This is a genomic window from Ramlibacter monticola, from assembly GCF_016722785.1.
Lineage (GTDB): Bacteria > Pseudomonadota > Gammaproteobacteria > Burkholderiales > Burkholderiaceae_C > Ramlibacter > Ramlibacter monticola.
The window spans coordinates 1574166-1599480 of sequence record NZ_JAEQNE010000001.1; the positions used below are offsets into that span (position 1 = coordinate 1574166).

General features: G+C 71.1%; 21 protein-coding genes and 1 pseudogene. 11 read left to right on the plus strand and 11 right to left on the minus strand.

Going from position 1 to position 25315, the window contains the following annotated elements:
- The first annotated feature begins 155 nt into the window (after positions 1-155).
- The gene (locus JJ685_RS07620; RefSeq protein ID WP_201673573.1) at positions 156-2417 is read left to right on the plus strand and encodes a fimbria/pilus outer membrane usher protein; all 2262 of its coding nucleotides are present in this window, start codon (positions 156-158) and stop codon (positions 2415-2417) included.
- Positions 2414-2941: a spore coat protein U domain-containing protein gene (locus tag JJ685_RS07625; protein WP_236598835.1), complete on the plus strand. Its 528-nt coding sequence runs from the start codon at positions 2414-2416 to the stop codon at positions 2939-2941. Before JJ685_RS07620 ends, JJ685_RS07625 begins: the two co-directional genes overlap by 4 nt.
- 29 nt (positions 2942-2970) lie before the next feature.
- On the opposite strand, the gene JJ685_RS07630 is transcribed toward JJ685_RS07625, so the two are convergent.
- Together JJ685_RS07630 and JJ685_RS07635 are read right to left on the minus strand one after the other, a co-directional pair.
- A complete protein-coding gene (locus JJ685_RS07630) occupies positions 2971-3312 on the minus strand; it encodes a hypothetical protein (protein ID WP_330901713.1) in 342 nt (113 codons plus the stop codon).
- A 10-nt stretch (positions 3313-3322) separates the two neighbouring features.
- Positions 3323-5182 carry an ABCB family ABC transporter ATP-binding protein/permease gene (locus JJ685_RS07635; RefSeq protein WP_201673576.1) on the minus strand — a complete coding sequence of 620 codons (1860 nt, stop codon included), beginning with the start codon at positions 5180-5182 and terminating at the stop codon, positions 3323-3325.
- Between the two features lie 40 nt (positions 5183-5222).
- On the opposite strand from JJ685_RS07635, the gene JJ685_RS07640 reads away from it, so the two are divergent.
- Complete coding sequence (locus JJ685_RS07640; RefSeq protein WP_201673577.1) at positions 5223-5645, plus strand: acyl-CoA thioesterase; 423 nt, start codon at positions 5223-5225, stop codon at positions 5643-5645.
- A 4-nt stretch (positions 5646-5649) separates the two neighbouring features.
- On the opposite strand, the gene JJ685_RS07645 is transcribed toward JJ685_RS07640, so the two are convergent.
- Positions 5650-6477, minus strand: a complete 828-nt coding sequence (locus JJ685_RS07645; protein WP_201673578.1) for a crotonase/enoyl-CoA hydratase family protein — start codon at positions 6475-6477, stop codon at positions 5650-5652.
- Between the two features lie 126 nt (positions 6478-6603).
- Between JJ685_RS07645 and JJ685_RS07650 the strand changes: the two genes are divergently transcribed.
- Entirely contained in the window at positions 6604-7689 is a 1086-nt protein-coding gene (locus JJ685_RS07650) for an AI-2E family transporter (RefSeq protein ID WP_201673579.1), read from the plus strand.
- A 49-nt stretch (positions 7690-7738) separates the two neighbouring features.
- Here the strand turns inward: JJ685_RS07650 and JJ685_RS07655 are convergent, their stop codons facing one another.
- The 8 genes and pseudogenes from JJ685_RS07655 to JJ685_RS07690 form a co-directional block, all read right to left on the minus strand.
- Positions 7739-8290 (minus strand): SAM-dependent methyltransferase, encoded by a 552-nt coding sequence (locus tag JJ685_RS07655; RefSeq protein WP_201673580.1) that lies wholly within the window; start codon positions 8288-8290, stop codon positions 7739-7741.
- Between the two features lie 10 nt (positions 8291-8300).
- Positions 8301-9665, minus strand: a pseudogene (locus tag JJ685_RS07660) (APC family permease).
- A 15-nt stretch (positions 9666-9680) separates the two neighbouring features.
- Positions 9681-10166, minus strand: a complete 486-nt coding sequence (locus JJ685_RS07665) for a thioesterase family protein (RefSeq protein WP_201673581.1) — start codon at positions 10164-10166, stop codon at positions 9681-9683.
- A gap of 48 nt (positions 10167-10214) precedes the next feature.
- Positions 10215-12083 carry an acetyl/propionyl/methylcrotonyl-CoA carboxylase subunit alpha gene (locus tag JJ685_RS07670; RefSeq protein ID WP_330901728.1) on the minus strand — a complete coding sequence of 623 codons (1869 nt, stop codon included), beginning with the start codon at positions 12081-12083 and terminating at the stop codon, positions 10215-10217.
- A gap of 2 nt (positions 12084-12085) precedes the next feature.
- Positions 12086-13264: an acyl-CoA dehydrogenase family protein gene (locus JJ685_RS07675; protein ID WP_201673583.1), complete on the minus strand. Its 1179-nt coding sequence runs from the start codon at positions 13262-13264 to the stop codon at positions 12086-12088.
- Between the two features lie 10 nt (positions 13265-13274).
- On the minus strand, positions 13275-14894 hold the full coding sequence (locus JJ685_RS07680) for an acyl-CoA carboxylase subunit beta (protein ID WP_201673584.1): 1620 nt from the start codon (positions 14892-14894) through the stop codon (positions 13275-13277).
- A 3-nt stretch (positions 14895-14897) separates the two neighbouring features.
- Complete coding sequence (locus JJ685_RS07685) at positions 14898-15818, minus strand: adenylate/guanylate cyclase domain-containing protein (protein ID WP_201673585.1); 921 nt, start codon at positions 15816-15818, stop codon at positions 14898-14900.
- Positions 15819-15830: 12 nt separating this feature from the next.
- Complete coding sequence (locus JJ685_RS07690; RefSeq protein WP_201673586.1) at positions 15831-18416, minus strand: excinuclease ABC subunit UvrA; 2586 nt, start codon at positions 18414-18416, stop codon at positions 15831-15833.
- 246 nt (positions 18417-18662) lie between these two features.
- On the opposite strand from JJ685_RS07690, the gene JJ685_RS07695 reads away from it, so the two are divergent.
- From JJ685_RS07695 to JJ685_RS07725, 7 genes are all read left to right on the plus strand, one after another.
- Positions 18663-19010, plus strand: a complete 348-nt coding sequence (locus JJ685_RS07695) for a DUF2946 family protein (protein WP_201673587.1) — start codon at positions 18663-18665, stop codon at positions 19008-19010.
- A 71-nt stretch (positions 19011-19081) separates the two neighbouring features.
- Positions 19082-21409, plus strand: a complete 2328-nt coding sequence (locus tag JJ685_RS07700) for a TonB-dependent receptor (protein WP_201673588.1) — start codon at positions 19082-19084, stop codon at positions 21407-21409.
- Between the two features lie 15 nt (positions 21410-21424).
- Complete coding sequence (locus JJ685_RS07705) at positions 21425-22879, plus strand: PepSY-associated TM helix domain-containing protein (protein WP_201673589.1); 1455 nt, start codon at positions 21425-21427, stop codon at positions 22877-22879.
- Positions 22876-23571 carry an energy transducer TonB gene (locus JJ685_RS07710; protein WP_330901714.1) on the plus strand — a complete coding sequence of 232 codons (696 nt, stop codon included), beginning with the start codon at positions 22876-22878 and terminating at the stop codon, positions 23569-23571. The genes JJ685_RS07705 and JJ685_RS07710 overlap by 4 nt, the downstream gene beginning before the upstream one ends.
- 5 nt (positions 23572-23576) lie before the next feature.
- Positions 23577-24293, plus strand: coding sequence for a MotA/TolQ/ExbB proton channel family protein (locus JJ685_RS07715; protein WP_201673591.1), 717 nt, complete (start codon positions 23577-23579; stop codon positions 24291-24293).
- 10 nt (positions 24294-24303) lie between these two features.
- Positions 24304-24720, plus strand: a complete 417-nt coding sequence (locus JJ685_RS07720) for an ExbD/TolR family protein (protein ID WP_201673592.1) — start codon at positions 24304-24306, stop codon at positions 24718-24720.
- The gene (locus tag JJ685_RS07725) at positions 24717-25310 is read left to right on the plus strand and encodes an SCO family protein (protein ID WP_201673593.1); all 594 of its coding nucleotides are present in this window, start codon (positions 24717-24719) and stop codon (positions 25308-25310) included. Before JJ685_RS07720 ends, JJ685_RS07725 begins: the two co-directional genes overlap by 4 nt.
- The last annotated feature ends 5 nt before the right edge of the window (positions 25311-25315 follow it).

Below are 25315 nucleotides of genomic sequence, written 5' to 3' on the forward strand. Positions count from 1 at the left end.
GTGGCAGAGAAACGGGCCTGCGCCGGGATCTGGGAGCCTGCCAGCCCAGGCGCGGCGGTCGAGGCCGCGTACTTTACGTACGCAAGGAGACCGCAACGACGGATGGCAGGCTCCTGGCCCTGACAGCGGCCGTCATCACCGCCCCTCTGCTGGACGTGCACGCCGCGACGCCGGAATGCGAAGCCGGCGTCGAACGCGCCTCGCGGGTGGAATTGCTGCTGGTGCAGCCGATCGTCAACGGCGAGGAGCGCGAGGTGGCGCGGGTGCGCTTCCTGGCGCCGGGCGGCCCGCTCTACCTCGCCCAGCCCGATCTCGCACGCTGGGGCATCGCCACGGAGAAGATGACGCTGCAGGACTTCGCGGGCGGGCGCTGGCTCTGCGTCGAAGGCCTCGGCCTGCGGTACGAGCTCGATCCGGGGCAGCTCACCCTGGTGCTCGACTTTCCGCCCGATTTGCATGGCGGCTCGCGGGCGTCGGTCGTGACGGAGGACCAGCTGCCCATGACCTACGGGCGCGGCGGCTTCCTGAACTACGACCTGCGCTACGACCGCACGGCAGGGCTCAGCTCGCTCGGCGCGAACTGGGAGTTCGGGGCATTCGGGCGGCCCGGCCTGTTCACCTCCAGCTACTTCAGCGGCAACAGGGACCGCGGCACCATCCGCCTCGACACGGCCTTTCGCCGCGACGATCCGGAACGCATCACGAGCTTCGTCCTGGGGGACACGATCACCCGCCCGGGCAACTACGGCGCGGCGGTGCGCATGGCCGGCGTGCAATACCAGCGCAATTTCGCCACGGCGCCGCTGCTGGTGACCTATCCGACGGGGGACGTGTCCGGCACGGCCACGGTGCCGTCGACGGTCGACGTCTACATCGGCAACGCCAAGGCCTACTCCACGCAGGTCAGGCCCGGCCCCTTCTCGGTGAGCAACCTGCCCGTTCCGGTCGGCGCGGGCAACGTGCAGGTGGTGGTGCGCGACCTGTTCGGCAAGGAGTCGACGGTGGTGGTGCCTTACGTGCGCTACGACGAGATGCTGAAGAAGGGTCTGCACGACTTCTCCTACGAGGCCGGCGTGCTGCGGCGCGACTACGCCGTCGAAAGCAATTCCTATGGCGACTGGGCGGCCGTCGCCACCCACCGCTATGGCGTGACCGACTGGCTGACGCTTGAAGGGCACGCGGAAGGGATGGCTGACCGCGGCAACCTGGGCGGCGTGGTGCAGGTCACCATGCCGGTCCTCGGACTCGTGGGAGTGGGGGGCGCCGCGAGCAGCGGACTGGGGCACGGCCGGCTCGGCAAGGCTTTCTTCCAGCGCAACGAGCGCAACTGGAGCATCGGCGCCGCGGTGGAGCAGCGCAGCCCGGACTACGTCGACATCGCTTTCGAGCCGGGGCAGGTCCGTACCCTGGGCGTGCGCCAGTTCTCTGCTTCCGCGCGCGTCGGCGCGCGGAACTGGGTGAACGCGCTGTGGCTGCGCACCACCGACACTTCGGGCGAGTTCAACACCGCCACGCTCGGCTGGACCCTGACGCTCTCGCGCTCGGCGACGCTGACCGCCAACGTGTCGCGCTTCTGGGGCACGCAACCGGCCAGCACCGTCTTTTCGCTCACGCTGGCCCTTCCGCTGGGCGAGCGCGACTTCGCCACCGCCACGGTCGAACGCCGCAGCGACTTCGCCAAGACCGACGTGCTGCTGGACGTGAGCCGCAACCTGCTGGAGACCGACAGCTTCGGCTATCGCATCCTCGCGGGCCAGCAGTCCGGCGCGCGGCGCGCGGAGCTCGGGGCCTTCCTGCAGACCGGCGCCGGGCAGTTCGGACTCGAGGTCGCGGACGCCTTCGGCACCCGCTCCACCCGCGCCTACGTGCGGGGCGGCGTCGCCGCGGCCGGTGGCGAAACGCGGCTCTCGCGCTACCTCGACCAGAGCTTCGCCATCGTGAAGGTGGCGGACTTCCCGGACGTGCGGGTCTACGGCAACGGCCAGCCGCTCGGCAAGACCGACGCCGGCGGCATTGCCGTCATCCCGCGCCTGTCCGGGTTCCTGCCCAGCACGATCGCCTTCGAGGCGGAGGACATCCCCCTCGAGGGCTCGTTCGGCGACAACGCGAAGCGGCTGAAGATCGCGAACCGCATGGGCGTCCTGGTGGACATGGGCGTCGCGCGCAGGCTGTCGGCCACGCTCACCCTGACCGATCCGGACGGCAAGCCGGTGCCGGCGGGCGCATCGGTGCGGATCGGCGAAGCCAGCGAGGAATTCCCGGTGGCGCGGCAGGGACGCGTCTACGTCAGCGGCCTCGAGCGCGGCAAGTCCAACGCGCTGCGCGTGCAGATCGGCGAACGCGAGTGCCGCGCCACGGTGGATCTGCCATCCGGCTTCGCGTCGGGGTCGACGCTGGGGAACTTCACGTGCAGATGACACGCCTCCTGTCGGTGGTCTGTTGTGCGCTGCTTCCGCTGGCGGCCGGGGCGCAGGCGGGCCGGAGATCCTCGGCCTGCCCCGTGCGGCCGGCGGAGTGCCAGCTTTCGACACCGGTCTACAGCTTCGGCCGCCATGTGATGGGCGCCAACGCATCGCCGATCTTTGCCGAGAGCACGATCAGCATCACGTGCACGAGGACGAATGCGGATGGGTTCCGGATGGACGTGGACTACGAACTGCAGGGGCTCCCCGCGGAGCCGGACCGCGAAATGCGCCATCGCGACCCCGGGACCCTGCACTACGACCTGTTCGTGGATGCCGGGCGGAAACAGCATTGGGGCGACGGCAAGGGCGGAACGAAGACGGTGAAGGACTCGCTGGAACTGTCCGACAACAACCGCGTCGTCACCCGCACCCACAAGATCTATGGCACGGTGTACGGCCAGCAGCAGGTCGATACCGGCCAGTGGCTGGGATTCGTTTCGGTGCGGCTGGAGTACGAGATCAAAAGGTGCAGGTAGCAGGCCGCGCAGGCCGACCAGCGGGCGGCTCACGCACGCCGGATCTCCATCAACCCGTGCTGCGTCGCGTGCTCGTACACCTTCGGGTCGCGCGCCGCCATGTGCAGCAGGATGTGCGGCGCCTGCCACAGCACGAGGCGGTGGAACACGATCCCGGCCGCGACCATCAGCGCGCCAGTCCAGCGCGCGCCCAGCAGCGCGAGGGCGATGCCGAGCCCGATGACGGGCATGACCACGATCATCAGCAGCAGGCGCTGCGACACGTAGCGGCGGGCGAGCTTCGGATCGACGACCACGCGGAAGCGGCCCGAGGGCAGCCCGGCGCGGAATTCGTCGAAGCCGACGTACCCGGCGAACTCGGTTTCGGCCACGCTCGCCAAGCTACATCCCCATCACTTCGGTGAACGTCTCGGCCTCGGCGCTCTGCTGCAGGGCCCACATGTCGGCATAGCGGCCGCCTTGCGCCAGGAGTTCCTGGTGGGTGCCGCGTTCGACGATGCGGCCGGCCTCCATCACCAGGATCTCGTGCGCGTCCACCACCGTGGACAGGCGGTGCGCGATCACCAGCGTGGTCTTGTTCTGCGCCGCGCTCTTCAGCTCCGCCTGGATCGCGCGCTCGTTGGCGCTGTCCAGCGCCGAGGTGGCCTCGTCGAAGATCAGGATGGGCGGGTCCTTCAGCAGCGTGCGGGCGATCGCCACGCGCTGCTTCTCGCCGCCGGAGAGTTTCAGGCCGCGCTCGCCCACCATGGTCTGGTAGCCCCGGGGCGTGGACGCGATGAAGTCGTGGATGCGCGCGGCGCGGGCCGCCTCCTCCACCTCCTCGCGGCTCGCACCCGGGCGGCCGTAGGCGATGTTGTATTCGACCGTGTCGTTGAACAGCACCGTGTCCTGCGGCACGATGCCGATCGCCTGCCGCACGCTGGCCTGCGTGACGTCGCGCAGGTCGTGGCCGGCGATGGCGATGCGACCCTGCTGCACGTCGTAGAAGCGGTACAGCAGGCGGGCGAGCGTCGACTTGCCGGCGCCCGAGGGCCCCACCACGGCCACCGTCCTGCCGGCGGGGATCTCGAAGGAGACGTCGCGCAGGATGGGACGCGCGGGGTCGTAGTGGAAGCTGACGTGCTCGAATCGGACGGACCAGTCGGCCGCCCCGGGGGGAAGCGCTTGCGCGCCCGGCTTGTCGGCCACCTCGCGCTCGCGCTCCATCAGCGCGAACATCTTGTCCAGGTCGGTGAGGCTCTGCTTGATCTCGCGGTACAGCACGCCCAGGAAATTGAGCGGGATGTACAGCTGGATCATGAAGCCGTTGATCATCACCAGGTCGCCCAGGGTCATGCGGCCGTCCACCACGCCCTGGGTGGCGCGCCACAGCATCGCCACGAGGCCCACCGCGATGATCACCTGCTGCCCCGTGTTCAGCAGCGACAGCGTCGTCTGGCTCTTCAGCCGGGCCCGGCGCAGCTTCTCGAGGCTCTGGTCGTAGCGGTTCGCCTCGAAGTCCTCGTTGTTGAAGTACTTGACCGTCTCGTAGTTCAGCAGCGAATCCACCGCCTTGGTGTGCGCGGCGGAATCGAACTCGTTGGCTTCGCGCCGGAATTGCGTGCGCCACTCGGTGACGGTGACGGTGAAGGAGATGTAGACGACCAGCGCCGCGATGGTGATCCAGGCGAACCAGGCGTCGAACTTCACGGCCAGGATGGTCAGCACCAGCGTCACCTCGATCAGCGTGGGCACGATGCTGTAGAGGGAGTACGAGATCAGCGACTCGATGCCGCGCACGCCCCGCTCGATGTCGCGGGTCATGCCCCCGGTCTGCCGCTCCAGGTGGAAGCGCAGCGACAGCGCATGCAGGTGCCGGAAGGTCTCCAGCGCGATGCTCCGCGCCGCGCCCTGCGTGGCCTTGGCGAACACCAGCTCGCGCAGTTCCGTGAACAGCGAGGTCGACAGGCGCAGCAGGCCGTAGATAACCAGCAGTCCCACCGGCACCACCAGCAAGGCCGTGGCGCTGCCGGGCTTCACGTTCATCGCGTCGACCAGCTCCTTCAGCAGCATGGGCACGCCCACGTTGGCGACCTTGGCGCCCACCATGAAGGCCAGCGCCGCGGACACGCGCCACTTGTACTGCCACAGGTAGGGGAACAGGCGGGCGAGCGTGGCCCAGTCGGAGCGGCCGGGCCGCGGCGCAGCGGCCGCGGCCGCGGGGGGTGCAAGGGAGGAGGACAGTTCGCCGCCGCGACGCATGGGGGACAATCGATGAAAAGACTTGCTCCAGATTGTGCCCATGTCCGCAAAACCAAGTGACGCGCTGCCGCCCCATGGCCCGGCCACGCCTCCCACCGACAAGGAACTCGTGCTGAAGGTGATCCCGATGCCGGCCGACACCAACGGCAACGGCGACATCTTCGGCGGCTGGGTCATGGCCCAGGTCGACCTGGCCGGCTCCGTCCTGCCGGCGCGCATCATCCGCGGCCGCATGGCGACGGTGGCGGTGAACCAGTTCGTGTTCAAGCAGCCCGTGCGCGTGGGCGACATCCTGAGCTTCTTCGCCGCCGTCGAGCGCATCGGCCGCACTTCGGTGACGGTCGACGTGGAGGTCTATTCCGAGAGCTTCCGCGACCAGGGGCAGTTCTGCAAGGTCACCGAGGCATCGCTGACCTACGTGGCGATCGACGAGAACGGGCGGCCGAAGCCGATCCCGCGCTGAGGGGTCACTCCCCCCCGGCGCCCTCTTCCACGGCGCTCCCGTGCCGGCCCTTTCCTTCGGCGAAGCGGACGGCGCCCGCGACCCCGTCCAGGATGCGGCAGCGGCTGCGTTCCCACTCCTCGCGCAGGGCCTGCGGCAGGGGCTTGTCCCACTGCTCGTAGGCATTGATGCGGTCGGCCCGCATCGTCTCCTGCGGGAAGGCGGCGAGGCGGGAGGCCAGCGCGATCGCCTCCTCGCGCGCGCGGCCGCGCGGCACCACGCGATTGGCCAGGCCCATGGCCAGCGCCTCGCGCGCCTCCACCTTGCGCCCGGTGAGGATCAGGTCCATGGCGTGGCCCATGCCGACCAGCCGCGGCAGGCGCACGGTGCCGCCGTCGATCAGCGGCACGCCGAAGCGGCGGCAGTAGATGCCGAAGAAGGCGTCTTCCTCCATCACCCGCAGGTCGCACCAGAGCGCGAGTTCCATGCCGCCGGCGACGGCGGCGCCGCTCACGGCGGCGATCACCGGCTTGGACAGCAGCAGGCGCGTGGGGCCCATCGGCGCCGCGCTGCGCCCTTCGCCTTCCGCGAAGCCCAGCTGGCGGGTCAGTTCCGCCGCGCCGGGGCCCTGGGCCATGCGGGCGCCGTATTGCAGGTCCCAGCCGGCGCAGAAATGGCCGTGGGCCCCGTGGAAGACGGCCACCCGCGCCTGCGCATCCTCCTCGAAGGCGAGGAAGGCATCGTAGAGCTGGCGGGCCGTGGCGCCGTCCACGGCATTGCGGACGTGGGGCCGATCGAGCGTCACGATCGTGACGGATTCCACCCTCTCCACATGCACGGCAGGGACATCCATGCGGGCCATTAGACCGCAGGGTGCCGCGGCGCGCCACCTTTCCGCCGGGCGGCGGCGCCTCGGGGGCAGGGCCGGCGCCGCTCCGAAGCCGCCCCGGCTCTTGCGATTGTTGGTACGCTCCGCCGGATGAGTTCGCCGAACCCGCTGAAGAACCCCAACCTGGAGTTCAAGTCGCTGCTGCTGCTGGTGCTGGCGGCCACGCTGCTGTTCCTGCTCATCCTGTGGCCCTTCTTCGGCGCGATCTGCTGGGCGATCTTCATCGCCATCGTGTTCTGGCCGATGCACCAGCGCTTCGTGCAGGGCAGCCATGGCCGCCGCAACATGGCGGCGCTCGCTTCGCTCACCGTCATCCTGCTGATCGTGATCCTGCCGCTCGCCATGGTGGCCGCCTCCATCGCGCAGGAAGCCTCGCTGGTGGTGGAGAAGATGCGCTCCGGCGAGATCCAGTTCACGGAGTACTTCCGGCGCTTCATCGCCGCCCTGCCCGAATGGGCGCGCGCGGTGCTGCACCGCTTCGGAATGACCGACCTGGCGGCCCTGCAGCAGCGGATGATGGCGGCGGTCGGCGCCAGCGGGCAGGTCCTCACCAGCCGCGTGGTGGGCCTGGGGCAGGTCACGCTGGACTTCATCGTCGCCTTCTTCGTGATGCTGTACATGCTGTTCTTCCTGTTCCGCGACGGCGAGCAGATCTCGCAGGGCATCGCCCGCGCGATCCCGCTTCACCCGCAGCACACGCGCCGGCTGCTGACGCAGTTCGCCACCGTCGTGCGCGCCACCGTCAAGGGCAACATCGTGGTGGCGCTGGTGCAGGGCACGCTGGGCGCCCTGGCCTTCGGGGTCCTGGGCCTGACGGGCGCGGTGCTGTGGGGCGCGGTGATGGCGCTGCTGTCGCTGCTGCCCGCCGTCGGCGCAGCGATGGTCTGGGGACCGGTGGCGCTCTATTACTTCTTCACCGGGGCGGTGGTGAAGGGCATCGGCCTCGCCCTGTGGGGCGCGGTCGTGATCGGCCTGGTGGACAACGTGCTGCGGCCCATCCTGGTCGGCAAGGACACGCGCATGCCCGACTTCCTGGTGCTGGTCGCCACGCTGGGGGGCATCGTCGTGTTCGGGCTCAACGGCTTCGTGATCGGCCCGGTGATCGCGGCGGTATTCCTCGTGAGCTGGGAGATGCTGGCTTCGGCGCGCCAGCAGGCCATGATGCCGCCGCTGTGACGGACCGGGAAGCCAGGCCCTCAGACCCGTTTCCCTGCCGCCCCGGCTCCTAGCGCCCTTTATGCTCCGGCCGGATGGTCCAGTAGAAGATCGCGCTGCCGCCCACCACCTCGGTGCGCTCGGGCGGCCATTCCTCGCCCATGTCGAAGCCGTGCGACACGACCCGCGTGCCGACCTTCAACTGCTCCCACAGCCGCGGCCGCAGGCGGAGGTTCAGCTGCGGCAGGAGATAGAGCGTGACCACCGTCGCCTCCGAGAAATCGCTCTCGAACAGGTCGGCGACGCGGAACTCCGTCCGGTCCTCCACGCGGGCGTTGCGGGCGTTCGAGCGGGCCTCCCGGATGCGCTGGGGGTCGATGTCGATGCCCACCCCGCGCACGCCGTGGCGCCGCGCCGCCTCGATCACGATGCGGCCGTCGCCGCAGCCGAGGTCGTAGACCACGTCGCCCTTGCGCACGCGCGCCATCTGCAGCATCGTGCGCACCACCTCGGGCGGCGTCGGGACGTAGGGCACGTCGGGGCGCCGCGGCTCGGCTTCCTGGGCCCGGGCGGCGCCCGGCAGCAGGACGAGGGCGGAAAGCACGGTGCGTCGCGGGACCATGGCGGCTCCTTCAGTCGGCGGGATGCGGGGCGGGCGCGCCGGAACGCGCGCGCAGCAGCGCGAGCAGCAGGGCGCCGACGGCCAGCACGCCCAGCCCGATCCAGGCCGCGTTGAAGCCGCCCAGGGCCTGGCTGTAGACGTACGAGAGGCTGGACCAGAGCATGAACGCGCAGCTCGCGCAGAACAGCGCCGGCAGCAGGGGATAGAGCGGCACCCGGAACGGCCGCGCGCGCCGCGGCTCGCGCCCGCGCAGCACGAACAGCGCGACGCCCACCAGCAGGAAGAACAGCCAGAACACCGGCGCGGTGAACTCCACCATCGCGCGGAAGCCGCCCCCGGTCCAGGCGCCCAGCAGCACCAGCAGCAGCGCGGTGAGGTTCTGCAGCTGCATCGCGCGCACGGGCAGGCCGCGCGCGCGATCCCAGATCCCCAGCGTCGCCAGCAGCGGCCAGTCGCGTCCCAGCGCGTATTGCGTGCGGGCGCCGACGATCATGGTGGCGTTGATGGAGGTCAGCGCCGACAGCGCCACCAGCGCGGACACCAGCTTCTCGCCGGCCGCGCCGAAGGCGGCGCGCATCAGGTCGGCCGCGACGGCCTCGGACTTCGCCATGCGCTCGAAGCCCAGCCCGCGCAGGTAGCCCCAGTTCACCAGCAGGTACAGCACCGTGATCAGCAGGATGGACCACAGCAGGGCCCGCACGATGTCGCCCTGCCGGCGCATCTCGGCGCCGAGGTAGGCGGCTTCGTTCTAGCCGCCGTAGGTGAGGAGCACGAACACCATCGCGAGCCCGAACGCACGGGCCGAAGGCGCGTCGGCCGCCGCCGCGGCCGACGCCGTCGGCGCGTGGCCCGCCGCCAGCAGCCAGAGCGCGGCGACCACCAGCGACACCAGCCCGCCGACTTCCAGCACGGTGAGCCAGCCCTGCGTGGAGGCGCCGGCGAGGAGGCCGCGCGCGTTCACGGCCCACAGCAGCAGCACCGCCAGCGCGGCGTGCAGCGACGCGCCCGAAGGGCCCAGCGGCAGCAGCTGCTGCATGTAGTCGCCGTAGACGAACGCCAGCAGCGCGATCGACCCGGTCGCGATCACCGAGAAGCGCGCCCACGCGAACAGGAAGGAGACGCCGGGGCCGAAGGCGCGCCGCAGGAAGTGGTAGTCGCCGCCGGCATGCGGCCACGCGCTCGTGAGCTCGGCGTAGCACAGGGCGCCGACCAGGGAGACCGCGCCCCCCAGCAGCCACGCGATGAACATCCACTCCGCGCTGCCCGCCAGGCCGGCGACCAGCGACGGCGCCTTGAAGATGCCGGCGCCGACCACCACGCCGACGATCAGGGTGAGGGCGTGGCCGGGGCCGAGCAGCGGCGCGGGCGCGTTCACGCTACATGGGGCGGATCAGGAAACGATGTACGCACCCGCGCCGCACGCGAGCAGCTTGCCGTCCGCGCCCAGGAATTCCATGCGCGTGGTGGCGACGCGCGAGCCGAGGCGCAGCACCTCCGCCTGCAGTTCGAAATGGTCCCCGACCGCCGGCCGCAGGTAGTCGATGCGCAGGTCGATCGTGCCCAGCTTGCCGAAGCGCTGCAGGCGCTGCAGCGGCGGCTCCTCCATGTGGCGCGCCCCGGAGGCGGCCATCACCGCCAGCCCGCCCATGGCGTCGAGGCCGGCGCTGATCACGCCGCCGTGCACGCGGTTGTGGAGGTAGTGCCCCACCAGTTCCGGCTTCATGGCGATGCGGCCGACGACCTTGTCGGGGCGCAGGGAGACGACCTGCAGGCCCAGCACCCGGTTGAACACGATCTTCTCCTCGAAGATGGCGCGCAGGCCGGCGACGAATTCGTCCTCGAATTCCAGGGACAGGGCGGGCGGTTGGCGTGTCATGGTGCGCATTGTGGCGCAGCGCCTGCCCCGGCGCCGTCCGCCGCGCGTTCACGCCGCCGACTCGAAGGTCACGAGGACCTGCGAGGCGGCCACCTGCTGCCCCGGATGCACGTGCAGGCTGCGCACCGTGCCGTCGCGGGCGGCGCCCAGCGCGTGCTCCAGCTTCATGGACTCCACGACCACCAGCGTGTCGCCCTTGCGCACCGCAACGCCGGGCCGGGCATGCACCGCGACGACCTTGCCGTTGAAGGGCACGCGCAGTTCGTCGGCGGCCCGGGCGAGCGCCGCGCCGGCGGGGGGATCGCAGGAGGCGTCCTCCAGGAACAGGTCCACCGCGCCGTGCTGCAGGTGCCAGCAGCCCGGCCGGACCAGCGCCACGTGGACCGGGGGCGGCACGACGCCGTCGGCCTCGCACACCGGCAGGTCCAGCAGGTCCCCGTGGTGCCGCACGCGCCACGGGCGCGTGAAGGGCGAAGGGAGGGCCGCGGCCGGCCCCTGGGGCAGCAGCAGCGCGAGCGCCGCCGTGGGCGCCGCGCCGAATTCCTCGGCGGCCAGCGCGCGCCGCATCGCGTCGCCATGCTGCTCGAGGAAGTCGATGCGGGCCTCCCCGGCCGCGAACACGGGGTGGCGCAGGCAGGCCGCGAGCAGCCGCCGGTTGGTGGGCAGCCCCAGCACGCACAGCGCATCGAGCGCCGACAGCAGGCGCGCGATGGCCTGCTCCCGCGTGGGCCCGTGGGCGATCAGCTTGCCCAGCAGCGAGTCGTAGTGCGGAGTGACGGCCAGCCCCTCGAACAGCGCGTGCTCGAAACGCAGGCGCGTGCCGCCGTTGCGCGATTCGCCCGCCGGTGGCGCGTGGAACGCCTGGATGCGTCCGGCCTGCGGCAGGAAGGCCGCGTCCTCGGCGCACAGGCGCGCCTCCACCGCGTGGCCCTGCAGGTTGAGGTGCTCCTGGCGGTACGGCAGGCGCTCGCCCCCGGCGATGCGCAGTTGCCACTCGACGAGATCCAGCCCGCTCACCATCTCGGTGACCGCGTGCTCCACCTGCAGCCGCGCGTTCATCTCCAGCAGCCAGGAGCGGCCATGCTCGTCGAGCAGGAACTCCACGGTCCCCACGCCCACGTAGCCGGCCGCGCGCGCGAGTTCCACCGCCTGCTGGCCGAGGCGCTCGCGCAGGGCGGGATCGACCGAGGGGCTGGGCGACTCCTCGATCAGCTTCTGGTGGCGGCGCTGCACCGAGCAGTCGCGCTCGCCCAGGTACAGGCAGCGGCCGTGCATGTCGGCGATCACCTGCACTTCCACGTGGCGCGGGTGCGGCAGCGCGCGTTCGAGCAGCAGCTCGCCATCGCCGAAGGCGGCCTGCGCCTCGGAGCGCGCCAGCTGCAGGGCGGCGGGCAGTTGCGCCGCGTCGGTCACCAGCCGCATGCCGCGGCCGCCGCCGCCGGCGCTGGCCTTGACCATCAGGGGGTAGCCGAGGTCCCGGGCGGCGGCGAGCAGGCGCTCGTCCGACTGGTCGGGCCCTTGGTAGCCGGGCAGGCAGGGGATGCCCCGCGCATGCGCCAGTTCCTTCGCGCGGGCCTTGCTGCCCAGCGCGCGCAGCGCTTCCGGGCTGGGACCGATCCACAGCAGGCCGACGTCGGCGACGGCCCGCGCGAACTCCTCGTTCTCGCTCAGGAAGCCGTAGCCCGGATGCACGGCGTCGGCGCCGCAGGCGCGGGCGGCCTCCACGAGGCTGTCGATGCGCAGGTAGGAATCCACCGCGGCGCCGCCGAGGGGGTGCGCCTCGGTCGCCTCCTGCACGTGCAGGGCGCCGCGGTCGGCCTCGGAGTACACGGCGACGGTGTCCAGCCCCAGCCGGTGGGCCGTGCGGAAGATGCGGCGGGCGATCTCGCCGCGGTTGGCGACCAGGACGCGGCGGATCTTCATTCCGGCCCCGGCCGCCGCTTCGCGAGCCCCATCAGCTTCGCGATGATGCCCAGCATCACCTCGTCGGCGCCGCCGCCGATCGACACCAGCCGGCCGTCGCGGAACATGCGCGAGACCTTGTTCTCCCAGGTGTAGCCCATGCCGCCCCAGAACTGCAGGCAGGTGTCGGGCACCAGGCGATTGAGGCGGCCGGCCTTCAGCTTGGCCATGGAGGCGAGTTCGAGCACGTCCTCGCCCCGCACGTAGAGGTCGCAGGCGCGGTAGGTCAGCGCGCGCAGCGACTCCACCTCGGTCTTCAGTTCCGCCAGCTTGAACTGCACCCATTGCTGGTCCGCGAGCGTGGCGCCGAACAGCTTGCGTTCGCGCGCCCATTCGACGGTCCACTGGATGCAGTTGGACAGCGAGGCCAGGCAGTTGGCCGCGGCCCACAGGCGCTCCTCCTGGAACTGCTGCATCTGGTAGATGAAGCCCTGCCCCTCCTCGCCGATGCGGAAGCGCTGCGGCACCCGCACCTCGTCGAAGTAGATCAGCCCCGTGTCGCTGCTGTTCATGCCGATCTTGCGGATCTTGCGCGCGACCTCGATGCCGGGGCGCAGCCTGCCGTTCTCCCGCATCGGCACGATCACCAGGCTCTTGTTCCGGTGGACGGGCCCCTCGCCCGTGTTCACCAGCATGCACATCCAGTCGGCCTGCAGGCTGTTGGTGATCCACATCTTCTGGCCGGTGAGGAGGTAGTCGCCGCCGTCCTTGCGCGCCCGGCTCTTGATGCCCGAGACATCGCTGCCCGCGCCCGGCTCGCTGACCCCGACGCAGGCCACCATGTCGCCGGCGATGGCCGGGGCCAGGAACTCGCGCCGCAGCGCGTCGCTGCCGAAGCGGGCCAGCGCCGGCGTGGCCATGTCGGTCTGCACGCCGATGGCCATCGGCACGCCGCCGCACTCCACGTGGCCCAGCGTCTCGGCCATCGCCATGGACCAGGAGTAGTCGAGCCCCGCGCCGCCGTATTCCTCCGGCTTCGTCAGCCCCAGCAGGCCCAGTTCGCCGAGGCGCCTGAACACCTGGTGCGCGGGGAAGATCTCGGCCTCCTCCCATTCGTCGACGTGCGGATTGATTTCCTCGGCGATGAAGCGTCGCAGCGTCTTCTGGAGCTCGAGGTGTTCGTGGCTGTAGTGCATGGCCGGCTCCTCACATACGCGCGACGCCGAACTGCACGGGCCGCAGCGGCTTCGCCTGTGCCGCGGCGACGGTGTCGAGGCAGAACGCCAGCACCGCGCGGGTGTCGCGCGGATCGATCACGCCGTCGTCCAGCAGCAGGCCCGAGGTGTGGAAGGCGTCCGCCTGCCCCTCGAGCATGTCCACGATGCGCTCGAACTGCGCCTGCAGGCGGGCCGGGTCGGGCGTCTCGCCCTTGCGGGCCGCCGCCGCCTCGCTGACGATCTGCATGGTGCGCGCGGCCTGCTCGCCGCCCATCACCGCGGTGCGCGCGCCGGGCCAGCTGAAAAGGAAGCGCGGCGCATAGGCGCGTCCGCACATGCCGTAGTTGCCGGCGCCGTAGGAGGCCCCGCACTGGATGGTGAGCTGCGGCACCGTCGCATTGGCCACGGCCTGGATCATCTTGCTGCCGTGCTTGATCATGCCCTCCTGCTCGCTCTGCCGGCCGACGATGTAGCCGGTGGTGTTCTGCAGGTACACGATGGGGTGCCCCAGCTGGCACATCCACTGGATGAAGTGCGTCGCCTTGTTGGCCCCCGCCACGTCGATCGGCCCGTTGTTGCCGACGAACCCGACCGCGTGCCCGCCCAGGCGCCCCTGCGCGCACACCGTGGCTGCGCCATGGAGTTGCTTGAATTCGAGCAGCCCCGCGTCGTCGACCAGCCGCACCATGACCTCGCGCAGGTCCACCGGCTCGCGCAGGTTGGCGGGCATCAGCGACAGCAGTTCCTCCTTATTGGGGTCAGATTCCAATTTCCCCACCGGCTCCTGCCATCCGGTGCGCGCCAGCACCTCCCGCGCGATGCCCAGCGCATGGCGGTCGTCCTCCGCGAGGTACTCGCCCAGGCCGGACACCCGCGTGTGCATCTCCGCGCCCCCGAGCTCCTCCTCGGTCGCGACTTCGCCGGTCGCGGCCTTCAGCAGCGGCGGACCGGCGAGGAAGGCGCGCGAGCGCCCCCGCACCATGATGACGATGTCCGACAGCCCGGGCATGTAGGCCCCGCCCGCCGTGCCGGAACCGTGCTGCACGGTGACCACGGGGATGCCCGCGGCGGACAGCAGGGCCAGGTTGCGGAACAGCGCGCCGCCCTGCACGAAGGTCTCGACCCGGTAGCGCATCAGGTTGGCGCCGGCGCTCTCCACGAGGTGCAGGAAGGGCAGCCGGTTCGCCAGCGCCAGCTCCTGCGCGCGCAGGATCTTCTCGAGCCCCATGGGCTGGATCGCCCCGGCGTCGATGCCCGAATCGCTCGCCACCACCATGCAGCGCACGCCGGAGACGAAGCCGATGCCCGCGACGATCCCGCCGCCCGGCACCGAGGCCGCGGGGTCCTTCTGGTCCTGCAGGTAGCCGGCCAGCGTGCACAGCGGCAGGAAGGGACGGCCGGCGTCGAGCAGCAGGCCGATGCGTTCGCGCGGCAGCAGCTGCCCCCGGCGCTCGAACACGGGCCGGGCCTCGGCCGACTTCGCGTCCGCGCGCTGCTCCAGGGCCCGCAAGCGGGCCACCTGCTGGAGCATGGCCTCGCGCCGCTGCAGCGCGACAGGCGATCCGGCGTCCCAGCCGGAGCGGAAGACCGGGCCGTGGTGCGGCGTCATGACTCAGCGCAGTTTGAGCTCAAACCGGACGGCAGGCAACGACCAGTCCGTGAACTCGGGGCCGAGGGCGATCTCTCCGCTGCCGTGCAGCACGCATTCGTCGCGGCGCAGCCGCAGCTCGGTGGACGCGCCCTGGAAGCGCACGCAGGTGCCGTTGCTGCTCAGGTCCACCAGCACGAAAGCCTGGTTGTGCCAGTCGATGCGGGCGTGCAGGCGCGACACGCGCGGGTCCGGCACCAGGAACTCGGCCTCGCGGGCGCGCCCCAGGTGCACCGGCAGCTCGTCGCTGGCGAAGGTGCGGCTGCGTTCCATGTGGTGCAGCTCGATCGCGCCGGCCCCGACGTCCGTGGGCACCGGCTGGAAGGTGTTGGCGAAGGCGGGGATCGTCATCATGTCGGTCGACGAATCCTCTTCCCAGTCGATGCGGAACAGGCGGCACGCCTGGGCGCGGCCGCGGATCGGCACCGGCCCGAGCGGATGGAAATGGGCGCCCGGGGGCGCCGAACGCATCTGCTCCACCACCGTGTCGGTGGCGAGGATCTGGCGCGCGCCGGAGAGGTCGGACAGCCGCGCGGCCACGTTGACCGCGTCGCCGAAGCAGTCGCCCGCGACCTCCACCACCTCGCCGCAGGCCAGGCCCACCTGCAGCTGCAGGCGCTGCATGGGGCCGTGCCGGTTGCTGCGGCGCGCGTGTTCGCGCTGCAGCTGCACGGCCGCCTCGACCGCGTCGGCGCCGCCGGGGAACAGGGCCAGCACGCCGTCGCCCAGGGTCTTCACCACCCGCCCGCCGTGCACCTGCGAGACCTCGGCCATCCAGTCGGTGAGCGCCGTGACCGTCTTCGTCGCGGCGGCGTTGCCCATCCTCTCGAAGACCGCCGTGCTGCCGGTGAGGTCGGCGAACATGACGGTGGTGGTGGGTGGCATGCTCGTCGAAGTCTAACCCGCGGATCCCGCACGCGAGCGCAGGCATTGGGCCAGGTACGCGGCGGTGCGGCTGCCGCGCGACGCGGCCACCTGCTCCGGCGTGCCGGTGGCCACGACACGCCCGCCCTGCTCGCCGGCGCCGGGCCCCATGTCCACCACCCAGTCGCTCTGGGCGACCACGCGCATCTCGTGCTCCACCACGACGGCGGTGTTGCCCTCGTCCACCAGGCGCTGCAGCTGCAGCATCAGCCGGTCCGCGTCGGCGGCATGCAGCCCGGTGGTGGGCTCGTCCAGCACGTAGAGCGTGTCTCCGCGGTGCGGGCGCTGCAGCTCGGTGGCGAGCTTGATCCGCTGGGCCTCGCCGCCCGAGAGCTCGGTGGCGGGCTGGCCCAGGCGCAGGTAGCCCACCCCGATCTCCAGCAGGACCTGCAGCGGCCGCTCCACCTGCGCTTCGCCGGCGAAGAACGCGGCGGCCTCTTCCACGGTCATCGCCAGCACCTCGGCGATGCTGCGCCCGCGCCACTGGATCTCCAGCGTCTGCGCGTTGTAGCGCGCCCCGTGGCAGTCCGGGCAGGGCGCGTACACGCTGGGCATGAACAGCAGTTCCACCTCGACGAAGCCCTCGCCCTCGCAGGTGGCGCAGCGGCCCTTGGGCAGGTTGAAGGAGAAGCGGCCGGGGTCGTAGCGCCGCCGGCGCGCGGCCGGCGTGGCCGCGAACAGCTTGCGCACGGCATCGAACAGCCCGGTGTAGGTCGCGAGATTGGAGCGCGGCGTGCGGCCGATCGGCTTCTGGTCCACCTGCACCAGCCGGCGGATGGCGGCGCTGTCGCCGGCGAGCCGTCCCGACCAGGTGCCATCGCGCGCGTCGGCTGCCATTTCGCCGTCGACTTCCTCCTCGGCATCCGGCAGGGCGCTGCCCAGGTGCCGGGCGACCAGCTCCAGCAGCGCGCGCGTCACGAGCGTCGACTTGCCCGAGCCGGACACGCCCGTCACCGCCGTCAGGCAGGCGAGCGGGAGGGCCACGTCGACCTCGCGCAGGTTGTTGCGCGTGATGCCTTCCAGCCGCAGCCAGCCGCGCGCCGCGCGGGGCGTCCTGCGCGGCAGCTTCAGTTCGCCGAACAGGTAGGGCCGGGTCTGCGACTCGCGCACCTGCGCCAGCCCGGGCGGCGGCCCGCTGTACAGGACGCGCCCGCCGCGCTCGCCGGCGGCCGGGCCGACATCGACCAGCCAGTCGGCGCGGCGCATCAGCGCCAGGTCGTGCTCCACCACGTAGACCGAATTGCCGCTCGCCTTCAGGCGCTGCAGGGCGTCCAGCAGGGCCTCGCCGTCGGCCGGGTGCAGGCCCGCCGAGGGTTCGTCCAGCACGTAGATCACGCCGAACAGCTGCGAGGACAGCTGGGTCGCGAGGCGCAGGCGTTGCAGCTCGCCGGGCGACAGGGTGGGCGTGCTGCGCTCCAGGGAGAGATAGCCCAGCCCGAGCTGCTGCAGGACGCGCAGCCGCGCCTCCAGCTCCTGCGCCAGGCGCCGGGCCGCGAGCCGCTGCTCCTCCGGCACGAAAGCATTCGCCTTCTGCAGGCGCCCTTCGGCGGCCGGTGCGAGCAGCTGGGCGACCGTCTCGATCGGCAACTGCGACAGCGCGCCGATGTCGTGCCCGGCGAAAGTCACCGCCAGGGCCTCCGGCTTGAGCCGCTTGCCCTCGCACGCCGGGCAGGGCGCGCCCACCAGGAACTGCGAGACGCGCTTGCGCATCATCGCGCTCTGCGTGCTGGCGAAGGTGTGCAGCACGTAGTTGCGCGCGCTGGTGAAGGTGCCCATGTAGGCCGGCTCCATGCGGCTGCGCAGCGCGGCCTTCGTCTCCTTCGGGGTGAAGCCGGGGTACACGGGCACGGTGGGCGTCTCGTCGGTGAACAGGATCCAGTCGCGCAGCCTGCGCGGCAGCGCATGCCAGGGCTTGTCCACGTTGTGCCCCAGGGACACGAGGATGTCGCGCAGGTTCTGCCCGTGCCAGGCCGGCGGCCAGGCGGCGATCGCCCGCTCGCGGATGCTGAGCGAATCGTCCGGCACCATGGACGCCTCGGTCGCGTCGTACACCCGCCCCTGGCCGTGGCAGCGCGGGCAGGCGCCCTGCGGCGTGTTGGGCGAGAAGTCCTCGGCATACAGCATGGGGTGGCCGGGCGGACGGTCGCCGACGCGCGAATAGAGCATGCGCAGCACGCTGGAGATCGTGGTGAGGCTGCCGACCGAGGAGCGGGCGCTGGGCGTCCCGCGCTGCTGCTGCAGGGCCACGGCGGGCGGCAGGCCGTCGATGGCGTCGACGTCGGGCACGCCGGCCTGGTCGATCAGGCGCCGGGCATAGGGCGACACCGACTCCAGGTAGCGGCGCTGCGCCTCGGCGTAGATCGTGCCGAAGGCGAGCGAGGATTTGCCCGAGCCCGACACGCCGCTGAACACCACGAGGGCATCGCGCGGGACGTCGACGTCCACGTCCTTCAGGTTGTGCTCGCGGGCGCCGCGCACGCGGACGAAGCCGCGGCCGGACGGTGCCGGTTCCGCCCCGGCGCCAGGGCCCCGGTCGGGGGCGCGTCGTTCCTTTGCCATGGGCTGCCACGGTAGAGGCAAGGGACCGGCGGCGCCGTGGGAACGGTCGGAAAGTCCTGTAGGAGCGACGCGTGGCCGGCGACATTCCGGCACGAAAGTGGGGAAGCGGAGGGCCCCAAGGTTGGGGATTCCCCCCCATCCCCCACGCCCGAAGCGGCCTCCGCGCGGCAGGTGTTTCCGGGTGTGACAGAGGCAGGCGCCACGGCGGCACGGCGGTGGCCCACCCTTTGCTACTTCCCCTGCGTCATGGAAAGCCTGCGCCGCGCCCACCGCCTTGCCCGCCTCGTGCTGGCGTGGTTCGTGTTGTCGGTCGGCGTGGCGGTCGCCGCCCCGGCGTTGCAGACCCAGGGCTTCGACGTGGTCTGCTCCGGCGGCGGCGGCACCAAGCTGATGGCCGGCGCCGACGGCGATGCCGGCCACGGGCACGACCACACCAAGGACTGCCGCATGTGCGTCCTGACGGGGCTGCCCTCCGTCGACATCGTGTTCGCGGCGCAGCAGCCGCCCGTGGCGGCCCCCGCGCCGCTGCTTCCCGTCGTCCACGCGGCCCAGGCCGCCTCGCCCTACCCCGCGCGCGCCCCGCCACTCGCCTGACGCAGTCGAAGAAACGCCCAAGGCACGCCCGTGCCCGCCGGCATCGCCTTGTCAGAAGAACGGAGTCGCAGATGCGCAAGAAACGCATGGCCCTGGCAATCGCCATGGCCTTCCCGATCCTCGCTGCCGCCCAGGAGGCGCCCAGCAAAGCCCTTGGCGTGGTCACCATCACCGGTGGCCAGCCGACCTCCCTGCCCACGCAGATCCCCGCCACCATGGAAGGGATCACGCGCGAGCAGATCGACCAGACCATCAACGCCACGGACAGCGAAGACGCGCTGAAGTACTTCCCCAGCCTGCTGGTGCGCAAGCGCTACATCGGCGACTACAACCACGCGATCCTCTCCAGCCGCGCCTCCGGCACCGGCAACAGCGCCCGCTCCGCCGTCTACGCCGACGGCATCCTGCTGTCCAACTACCTGGGCAACGGCGTCGGCGGCCTGAGCTTCCCGCCCCGCTGGGGCCTGGTGACGCCGGAGGAGATCGAGCGCGTCGACGTGATGTACGGCCCGTTCTCGGCGGCGTATCCGGGCAACTCGGTGGGTGCGGTGGTGGAGTACACGACGCGCATGCCGACGCAGTTCGAGGCGCACGGCAAGGCCGGCTTCGTGGTGCAGCCCTTCAGCCTCTACAACACCGACGAGACCTTCCGCTCCTGGGAAGTCAGCGCCGGCGCCGGCAACCGTTCGGGCGACTGGGGCTGGTGGTTCAACGTGAACCACACCGACAGCGAGAGCCAGCCCCTGACCTTCCCCACGCGGCTGGTGGCCAAGCAGGGAACACCCGGCACCGCGGGCAAGCCCGTGACCGGCGCGGTGCTCGATCGCAACAACGCCAACGAGGCCTGGTATATCCTGGGCACGAGCACCCAGTACCACACGAAGCAGGACCACCTTAAGGCCAAGGTGTCCTACGACTTCACGCCGGCGGTGCGGGCCGCGTACACGCTGGGCGTGTGGCAGAACAAGTCCAGCGGCACCTCGCAGACCTACCTGCGCGACGCCTCCGGCCAGCCGGTGTTCAGCGGCCCCATCAACATCAACGGCGTCGCCTTCACGCCCCCGCTCTCCGCGTCCGACTTCCCCCTCACCGAGGAGTCCCTGACGCACTTCATGCACGGCTTCTCGGTCAAGAGCAACACCCAGGGCACCTTCGACTGGGAGCTCTCGGCCAGCCTGTACGACTACGACAAGGACATCAAGCGGCAGACCAGCGGAACCAACACGCCCCCGGGCGCCTCCAGCGGCGGCGCCGGCACCATCGCGGACGGCAGCGGCACGGGCTGGAACACGCTGGCGGCGCGCGGCACATGGCGGCCCTTCGGCGCCAAGGGCGCGCACATCATCGACGCCGGCCTTCAGCAGGACAGCTACAACCTCGATTACCTCACTACCAATGCGGTGGGCAGTTGGCTCAACGGCCCGTCTGGCCAGCGGGTCAGCGACGTCGGCGGCCGCACGCGCCTGCGCAGCATTTGGGGACAGGACGCCTGGGCCTTCGCTCCGGACTGGAAGACCGTGCTGGGCGGCCGCTACGAGCACTGGCAGGCGTACGACGGCCGCACCCGCATCCCGGGCGGGAGCCCGGCGGTCGACACCGACTGGCCTGCGCGCTCCGAGAACCACTTCTCGCCGAAGGCGGCGCTGTCCTGGCAGTTCAACCAGGACGCCGTGCTCAAGGCAGCGCTGGGCCGCGCGGTGCGCTTCCCCACCGTGCAGGAACTCTATGGCGCGACATCGACCTCGAATTCGCAGTTCGTCAACGACGCGAACCTGCGGCCCGAGAAGTCCTGGACTTTCGAGCTCGGCGCCGAGAAGCCGTATGGCAACGTACTGACCCGAGGCACCTTCTTCGCCGAGCGCACGAAGGACGCCCTGTTCTCGCAGACCACCCTCGAGCCGACGATCAACAAGAATGTGACTCGCGTGCAGAACGTCGGCCGCATCGACACCTACGGCCTGGAGTTCGTGGCCAACGGGACCGACGTGTGGATGCCGGGTCTGGACCTGCAGGGCAGCGTCACCTACGCGCACTCCGTCATCAAGGAGAACGCCGGCTTCGTCACCACGCCCGGCGACACCATCGGCAAGCGCCAGCCCAACATCCCCGACTGGCGCGCCACGGCCGTCGCGGCCTACCACTGGAACCCGCAGCTCACGACCACCGTCGCGGCGCGCTACAGCGGCCAGCAGTTCCGCACGCTGAACAACAGCGACGTCAACGGCTACACCTACCAGGGCGTGAGCAAGTTCTTCGTCGTCGACCTGCGCGCCCACTACCAGGCCACGAAGTCCACCTCGCTGGCCTTCGGCATCGACAACGTCAACAACTACGCCTACTGGAACTTCCACCCGTACCCGAACCGGAGCTACGTGGCGGAAGTGAAGGTCGACCTTTAAGGAGGAGGGAAAGCCATGGGCACCCCGCACAGCCTGATCGCCCGCCGCCGCAGCCTGTTCCTGCGGATCCACTTCTGGGCCGCGCTGATCGCGTCGCCGTTCGCGATCGTCGCCGCCCTGACGGGGCTGCTCTACGTGTTCACGCCGCAGATCGAGGGCTCGCTGCACAAGCAGATCGATCGCGTCGTGCCGGAAGGGGCGATGCTGCCGCTCGACATGACGGTGGCGGCGGCGAAGGCGGCGGCGCCGGCGGACCAGCACCTCAAGACGGTGGTGATCCCCGGCCAGGCGGACCGCTCGGTGCAGGTGGTGTTCGCCCCGGCCCGGCACGGGAGCATCGCGGCGCAGTCCGGCCACGGCGCCCACGGCAGCACTGGCGGGAACGAAGCGCAGGCGGGCCACGCCGGTCACGCCGGTCACGTGCAGGCCGCGGACCGGCCGGCCCCGATCGCCAACGTGACCTCCACCGCCACCGCGGGCGGCGACCGCCTCCCGCGGGGCACCGTGGTGTACGTGGACCCCTACACCGCGCAGGTGCTGGGCAGCCACGGCGAGATGGAGCGCTTCGGCATGTGGTCCAAGAGGCTGCACTCCTCGCTGCTGCAGGGCGACACCTGGCGCTGGATGATCGAGCTGAGCGCCAGCTGGATGATGATCATGCTGCTCACCGGCATCTGGCTGTGGTGGCCGCGCGGCCAGTCGCGCGCGCTGCCCGAGGCGTCGGCGCGCGGGCGCACCGCGTGGAAGCAGTGGCACGGCTTCCTCGGCGTGGCGCTGTCGGTGATGAGCCTCGTCATCCTGGCCACCGGGCTCACCTGGAGCAAGCACGCCGGCGACCAGATCCGCGGCTTCCGGGACGCGATCGGCCAGGCGCCCCCGTCGGCGCCCAAGGGCCTGCAATCCAGCGCCCTGCCCGGGCAGCAGGCGCTCGCGTGGGAAGCGGTGCTGCAGGCCGCGCGCACGAAGGCGCCCGAAGTCACGCTGCTGATGACGCCGCCGCGCGGCGCCCAGGGCGTGTGGCGCATCAACAGCTCGGAGCAGACCGAACCTTCGAGCAAGATCAACCTGGTGCTGGATGCCTACAGCGGCCAGACGCTGTTCCAGACCGGCTGGGAAGACCAGACCGTGTTCAGCAAGGGCACCGCCATCGGCATCCCCTTCCACCGCGGCGAATTCGGCTGGTGGAACCAGGCCCTGCTGTTCGTGTTCGGCGCCGGCGTGGTGTTCTCGCTGGTCTCCGGCTGGGCCATGTTCCTGCTGCGCCGCCGGCAGGGCGGCGCGGTGCTGCCGCGCCTGCTGCCCGGCTCCTGGGCCGCGGTGCCGGTGGGGGCCTGGATCGCGGGCGCGATCCTGCTGGTCGCCATGCCGCTGTTCGCGCTGTCGGCGACGGTGGTCGCCGTGCTCGAACTGGCCATGGCCTGGCGCCAGCGCGTGGCGCGCACGGTTCTTGCGCAGGGTTGGATGCCGTGAAGACCCAACGCAACCTCGCCATTGCTTCCAGCGTGCTGCTGCTGCACGTGGGCGCCGTCTGGGCCCTGCAGAGCGGCCTGGTGCGCCGCGCCGTCGAGGCCGTGGTGCCGGAGACGATCATGGCGGTGCTGATCGAGCCCGAGCCGCCGCAGGTGGTGACGCCGCCCAAGCCGGTGGAGCCGCCGAAGGCGCTGCCGCAGCCGGTCGCGCGCAAGGTCGCGCCGCTGCCGCCGCCCGCCCCGGCGCCCATGCCCGTGGCGAAGCCCGCGCCCGAGCCGGCGCCCGAAGCGCCCACCGCGGCCGCCACGCAGGTCGCGCTGGCGCCGATCGCGCAACCCGTGGCGCAGGCCGCGCCGCCGGCCCCTCCCGCGGCTCCCGTGGTCGTCGCCAAGGCCGCGCCGGCCGCGGCGGTCGAACTGCCTTCGACCGATGCCGACTACCTGCAGAACCCGAAGCCGGCCTATCCGGCGATCAGCCGCAAGCTGCGCGAGCAGGGCCAGGTGCTGGTCGACGTCCTGATCGGCACCGACGGCAACGCGCAGCAGGCGAAGGTCAAGGCCTCGAGCGGCTTCGATCGCCTCGACGCGGCCGCGCTCGCGACCGTGCAGCGCTGGCGCTACGTCCCCGGCAAGAAGGGCGGCGTGGCGACGGCCATGTGGTTCAGCGTTCCCATCAATTTCGTCCTGGAGTGAGTCCCATGCATCCCCATTTCGGTCTTGCCAACGTCTGGTCCCAGGGCGATCTCGTCACCCGGGGGGTGTTCCTGCTGCTGGGGGGCATGTCGCTCGCCTCCTGGGCGGTCATCTCGGTGAAGGCGCTGGACCAGCGCCGCTGCGCGAAGCAGGCGAAGGCGACGGAGCAGTTCTGGACCGCGACCGACTTCGCCGCCGGCCTCGCGCAGCTCGGCCCCGACGAGGACAATCCCTTCCGCACGCTGGCCCTGGAAGGCCGCGATGCCTCCGCCCACATCCTGCAGAAGGATGGGCGCCCGCGGCTGCAGGACGGCATGGACGCGAGCGACTGGGTCACGCGCTGCCTGCGCAACGCCATCGACGATTGCACCGCGCAGCTGCAGGCGGGGCTGGCGATCCTCGCCTCGGTCGGCTCCACCGCGCCCTTCGTGGGCCTGTTCGGCACGGTCTGGGGCATCTACCACGCGCTGATGTCCATCGGCGTCGCCGGCCAGGCCACCATCGACAAGGTCGCGGGGCCGATCGGCGAGGCGCTGATCATGACGGCCCTGGGCCTCGCGGTGGCCATCCCCGCGGTGCTGGGCTACAACGCCCTGGTGCGCGGCAACAAGCGCGTGCTGCACAAGCTCAATCGCTTCGCCCACGACCTGCATGCCTACTTCGTCACCGGCGCCCGCGTCGCCGGCGGCGAACGCAAGGTGCTGCAGCTGAAGAAGGCCTGAGGAGCACGCCATGGCCTTCGGCACCCAGGACGACACCTCCGAGGTGATGAACGAGATCAACATGACGCCGCTGGTGGACGTCATGCTGGTGCTGCTGATCGTGTTCATCATCACGGTGCCCGTCATGAAGCACGCGGTCAACATCGACCTGCCGCGCGCCCAGAACCACGCGCAGGACACCAGGCCGCACACGGTGCGACTGGGCGTCGACGCGCAGGGCGCCTACTACTGGAACGAATCCAGGGTGGCCGACGAGGACCTGGACGAGCTGCTCCAGGCCGAGGCCATCAAGGACCCGCAGCCCGAACTGCACATCCGCGGCGACAAGGCCGTGCGCTACGAGAAGGTCGCCCGTGCGATGGCGGCCGCGCAGCGCGTCGGACTGCGCAAGATCGGTTTCATCACAGAACCCGGAGCCCCCCGATGAATCGCCTTTCCACTCCCACCCGCCGTACCCTGCTGCTGGGCGGCCTGGCCTTGCTGGCCGGCTGCGACCACCAGCCGGCGCGCGCCAGCTTCAAGGGCGTCGACCTCACCGACGCCACCTACGGCCGCGACTTCCACCTGAAGGACCGCGACGGCCGCGACCGCTCGCTGGCCGACTGGCGCGGCAAGATGGTGCTGCTGCACTTCGGCTTCACGCAGTGCCCGGACGCCTGCCCCACGGTGCTGGTGCGCGCCGCGCAGATCCGCGCCCAGCTCGGGAAGGACGCCGACAAGCTGCAGGTCCTGTTCGTCACGCTCGACCCCGAGCGCGACCAGCCGGAGGTGCTCTCCAACTACACGAAGGCCTTCGACCCGAGCTTCGTCGCGCTGTGGGGCGACCCGCAGGCCACGAAGACCGTGGCCGACGACTTCAAGGTGTTCTTCAAGAAGGTGCCGACCGGTTCCTCGTACACGCTGGACCACTCCCTGCTGTCCTACGGCTTCGATCCGCAGGGCAAGCTGCGCGTCGCGCTGCGCCACGCGCAGTCCGCCGAGGAATGCGCGCACGACCTGCGCCAGCTGCTCGCCTGAGGGGA

What these genes read in the sequence shown, in the direction of transcription:
- JJ685_RS07645 (WP_201673578.1), bottom strand. Translation starts at nt 6,477, where the DNA reads ATGGATGTCCCTGCCGTGCATGTGGAGAGGGTGGAATCCGTCACGATC.
- JJ685_RS07715 (WP_201673591.1), top strand. Translation starts at nt 23,577, where the DNA reads ATGCATCCCCATTTCGGTCTTGCCAACGTCTGGTCCCAGGGCGATCTC.
- JJ685_RS07720 (WP_201673592.1), top strand. Translation starts at nt 24,304, where the DNA reads ATGGCCTTCGGCACCCAGGACGACACCTCCGAGGTGATGAACGAGATC.
- JJ685_RS07625 (WP_236598835.1), top strand. Translation starts at nt 2,414, where the DNA reads ATGACACGCCTCCTGTCGGTGGTCTGTTGTGCGCTGCTTCCGCTGGCG.
- JJ685_RS07640 (WP_201673577.1), top strand. Translation starts at nt 5,223, where the DNA reads ATGTCCGCAAAACCAAGTGACGCGCTGCCGCCCCATGGCCCGGCCACG.
- JJ685_RS07675 (WP_201673583.1), bottom strand. Translation starts at nt 13,264, where the DNA reads ATGCACTACAGCCACGAACACCTCGAGCTCCAGAAGACGCTGCGACGC.
- JJ685_RS07685 (WP_201673585.1), bottom strand. Translation starts at nt 15,818, where the DNA reads ATGCCACCCACCACCACCGTCATGTTCGCCGACCTCACCGGCAGCACG.
- JJ685_RS07665 (WP_201673581.1), bottom strand. Translation starts at nt 10,166, where the DNA reads ATGACACGCCAACCGCCCGCCCTGTCCCTGGAATTCGAGGACGAATTC.
- JJ685_RS07695 (WP_201673587.1), top strand. Translation starts at nt 18,663, where the DNA reads ATGGAAAGCCTGCGCCGCGCCCACCGCCTTGCCCGCCTCGTGCTGGCG.
- JJ685_RS07725 (WP_201673593.1), top strand. Translation starts at nt 24,717, where the DNA reads ATGAATCGCCTTTCCACTCCCACCCGCCGTACCCTGCTGCTGGGCGGC.
- JJ685_RS07700 (WP_201673588.1), top strand. Translation starts at nt 19,082, where the DNA reads ATGCGCAAGAAACGCATGGCCCTGGCAATCGCCATGGCCTTCCCGATC.
- JJ685_RS07680 (WP_201673584.1), bottom strand. Translation starts at nt 14,894, where the DNA reads ATGACGCCGCACCACGGCCCGGTCTTCCGCTCCGGCTGGGACGCCGGA.
- JJ685_RS07655 (WP_201673580.1), bottom strand. Translation starts at nt 8,290, where the DNA reads ATGGTCCCGCGACGCACCGTGCTTTCCGCCCTCGTCCTGCTGCCGGGC.
- JJ685_RS07650 (WP_201673579.1), top strand. Translation starts at nt 6,604, where the DNA reads ATGAGTTCGCCGAACCCGCTGAAGAACCCCAACCTGGAGTTCAAGTCG.
- JJ685_RS07690 (WP_201673586.1), bottom strand. Translation starts at nt 18,416, where the DNA reads ATGGCAAAGGAACGACGCGCCCCCGACCGGGGCCCTGGCGCCGGGGCG.
- JJ685_RS07635 (WP_201673576.1), bottom strand. Translation starts at nt 5,182, where the DNA reads ATGCGTCGCGGCGGCGAACTGTCCTCCTCCCTTGCACCCCCCGCGGCC.
- JJ685_RS07705 (WP_201673589.1), top strand. Translation starts at nt 21,425, where the DNA reads ATGGGCACCCCGCACAGCCTGATCGCCCGCCGCCGCAGCCTGTTCCTG.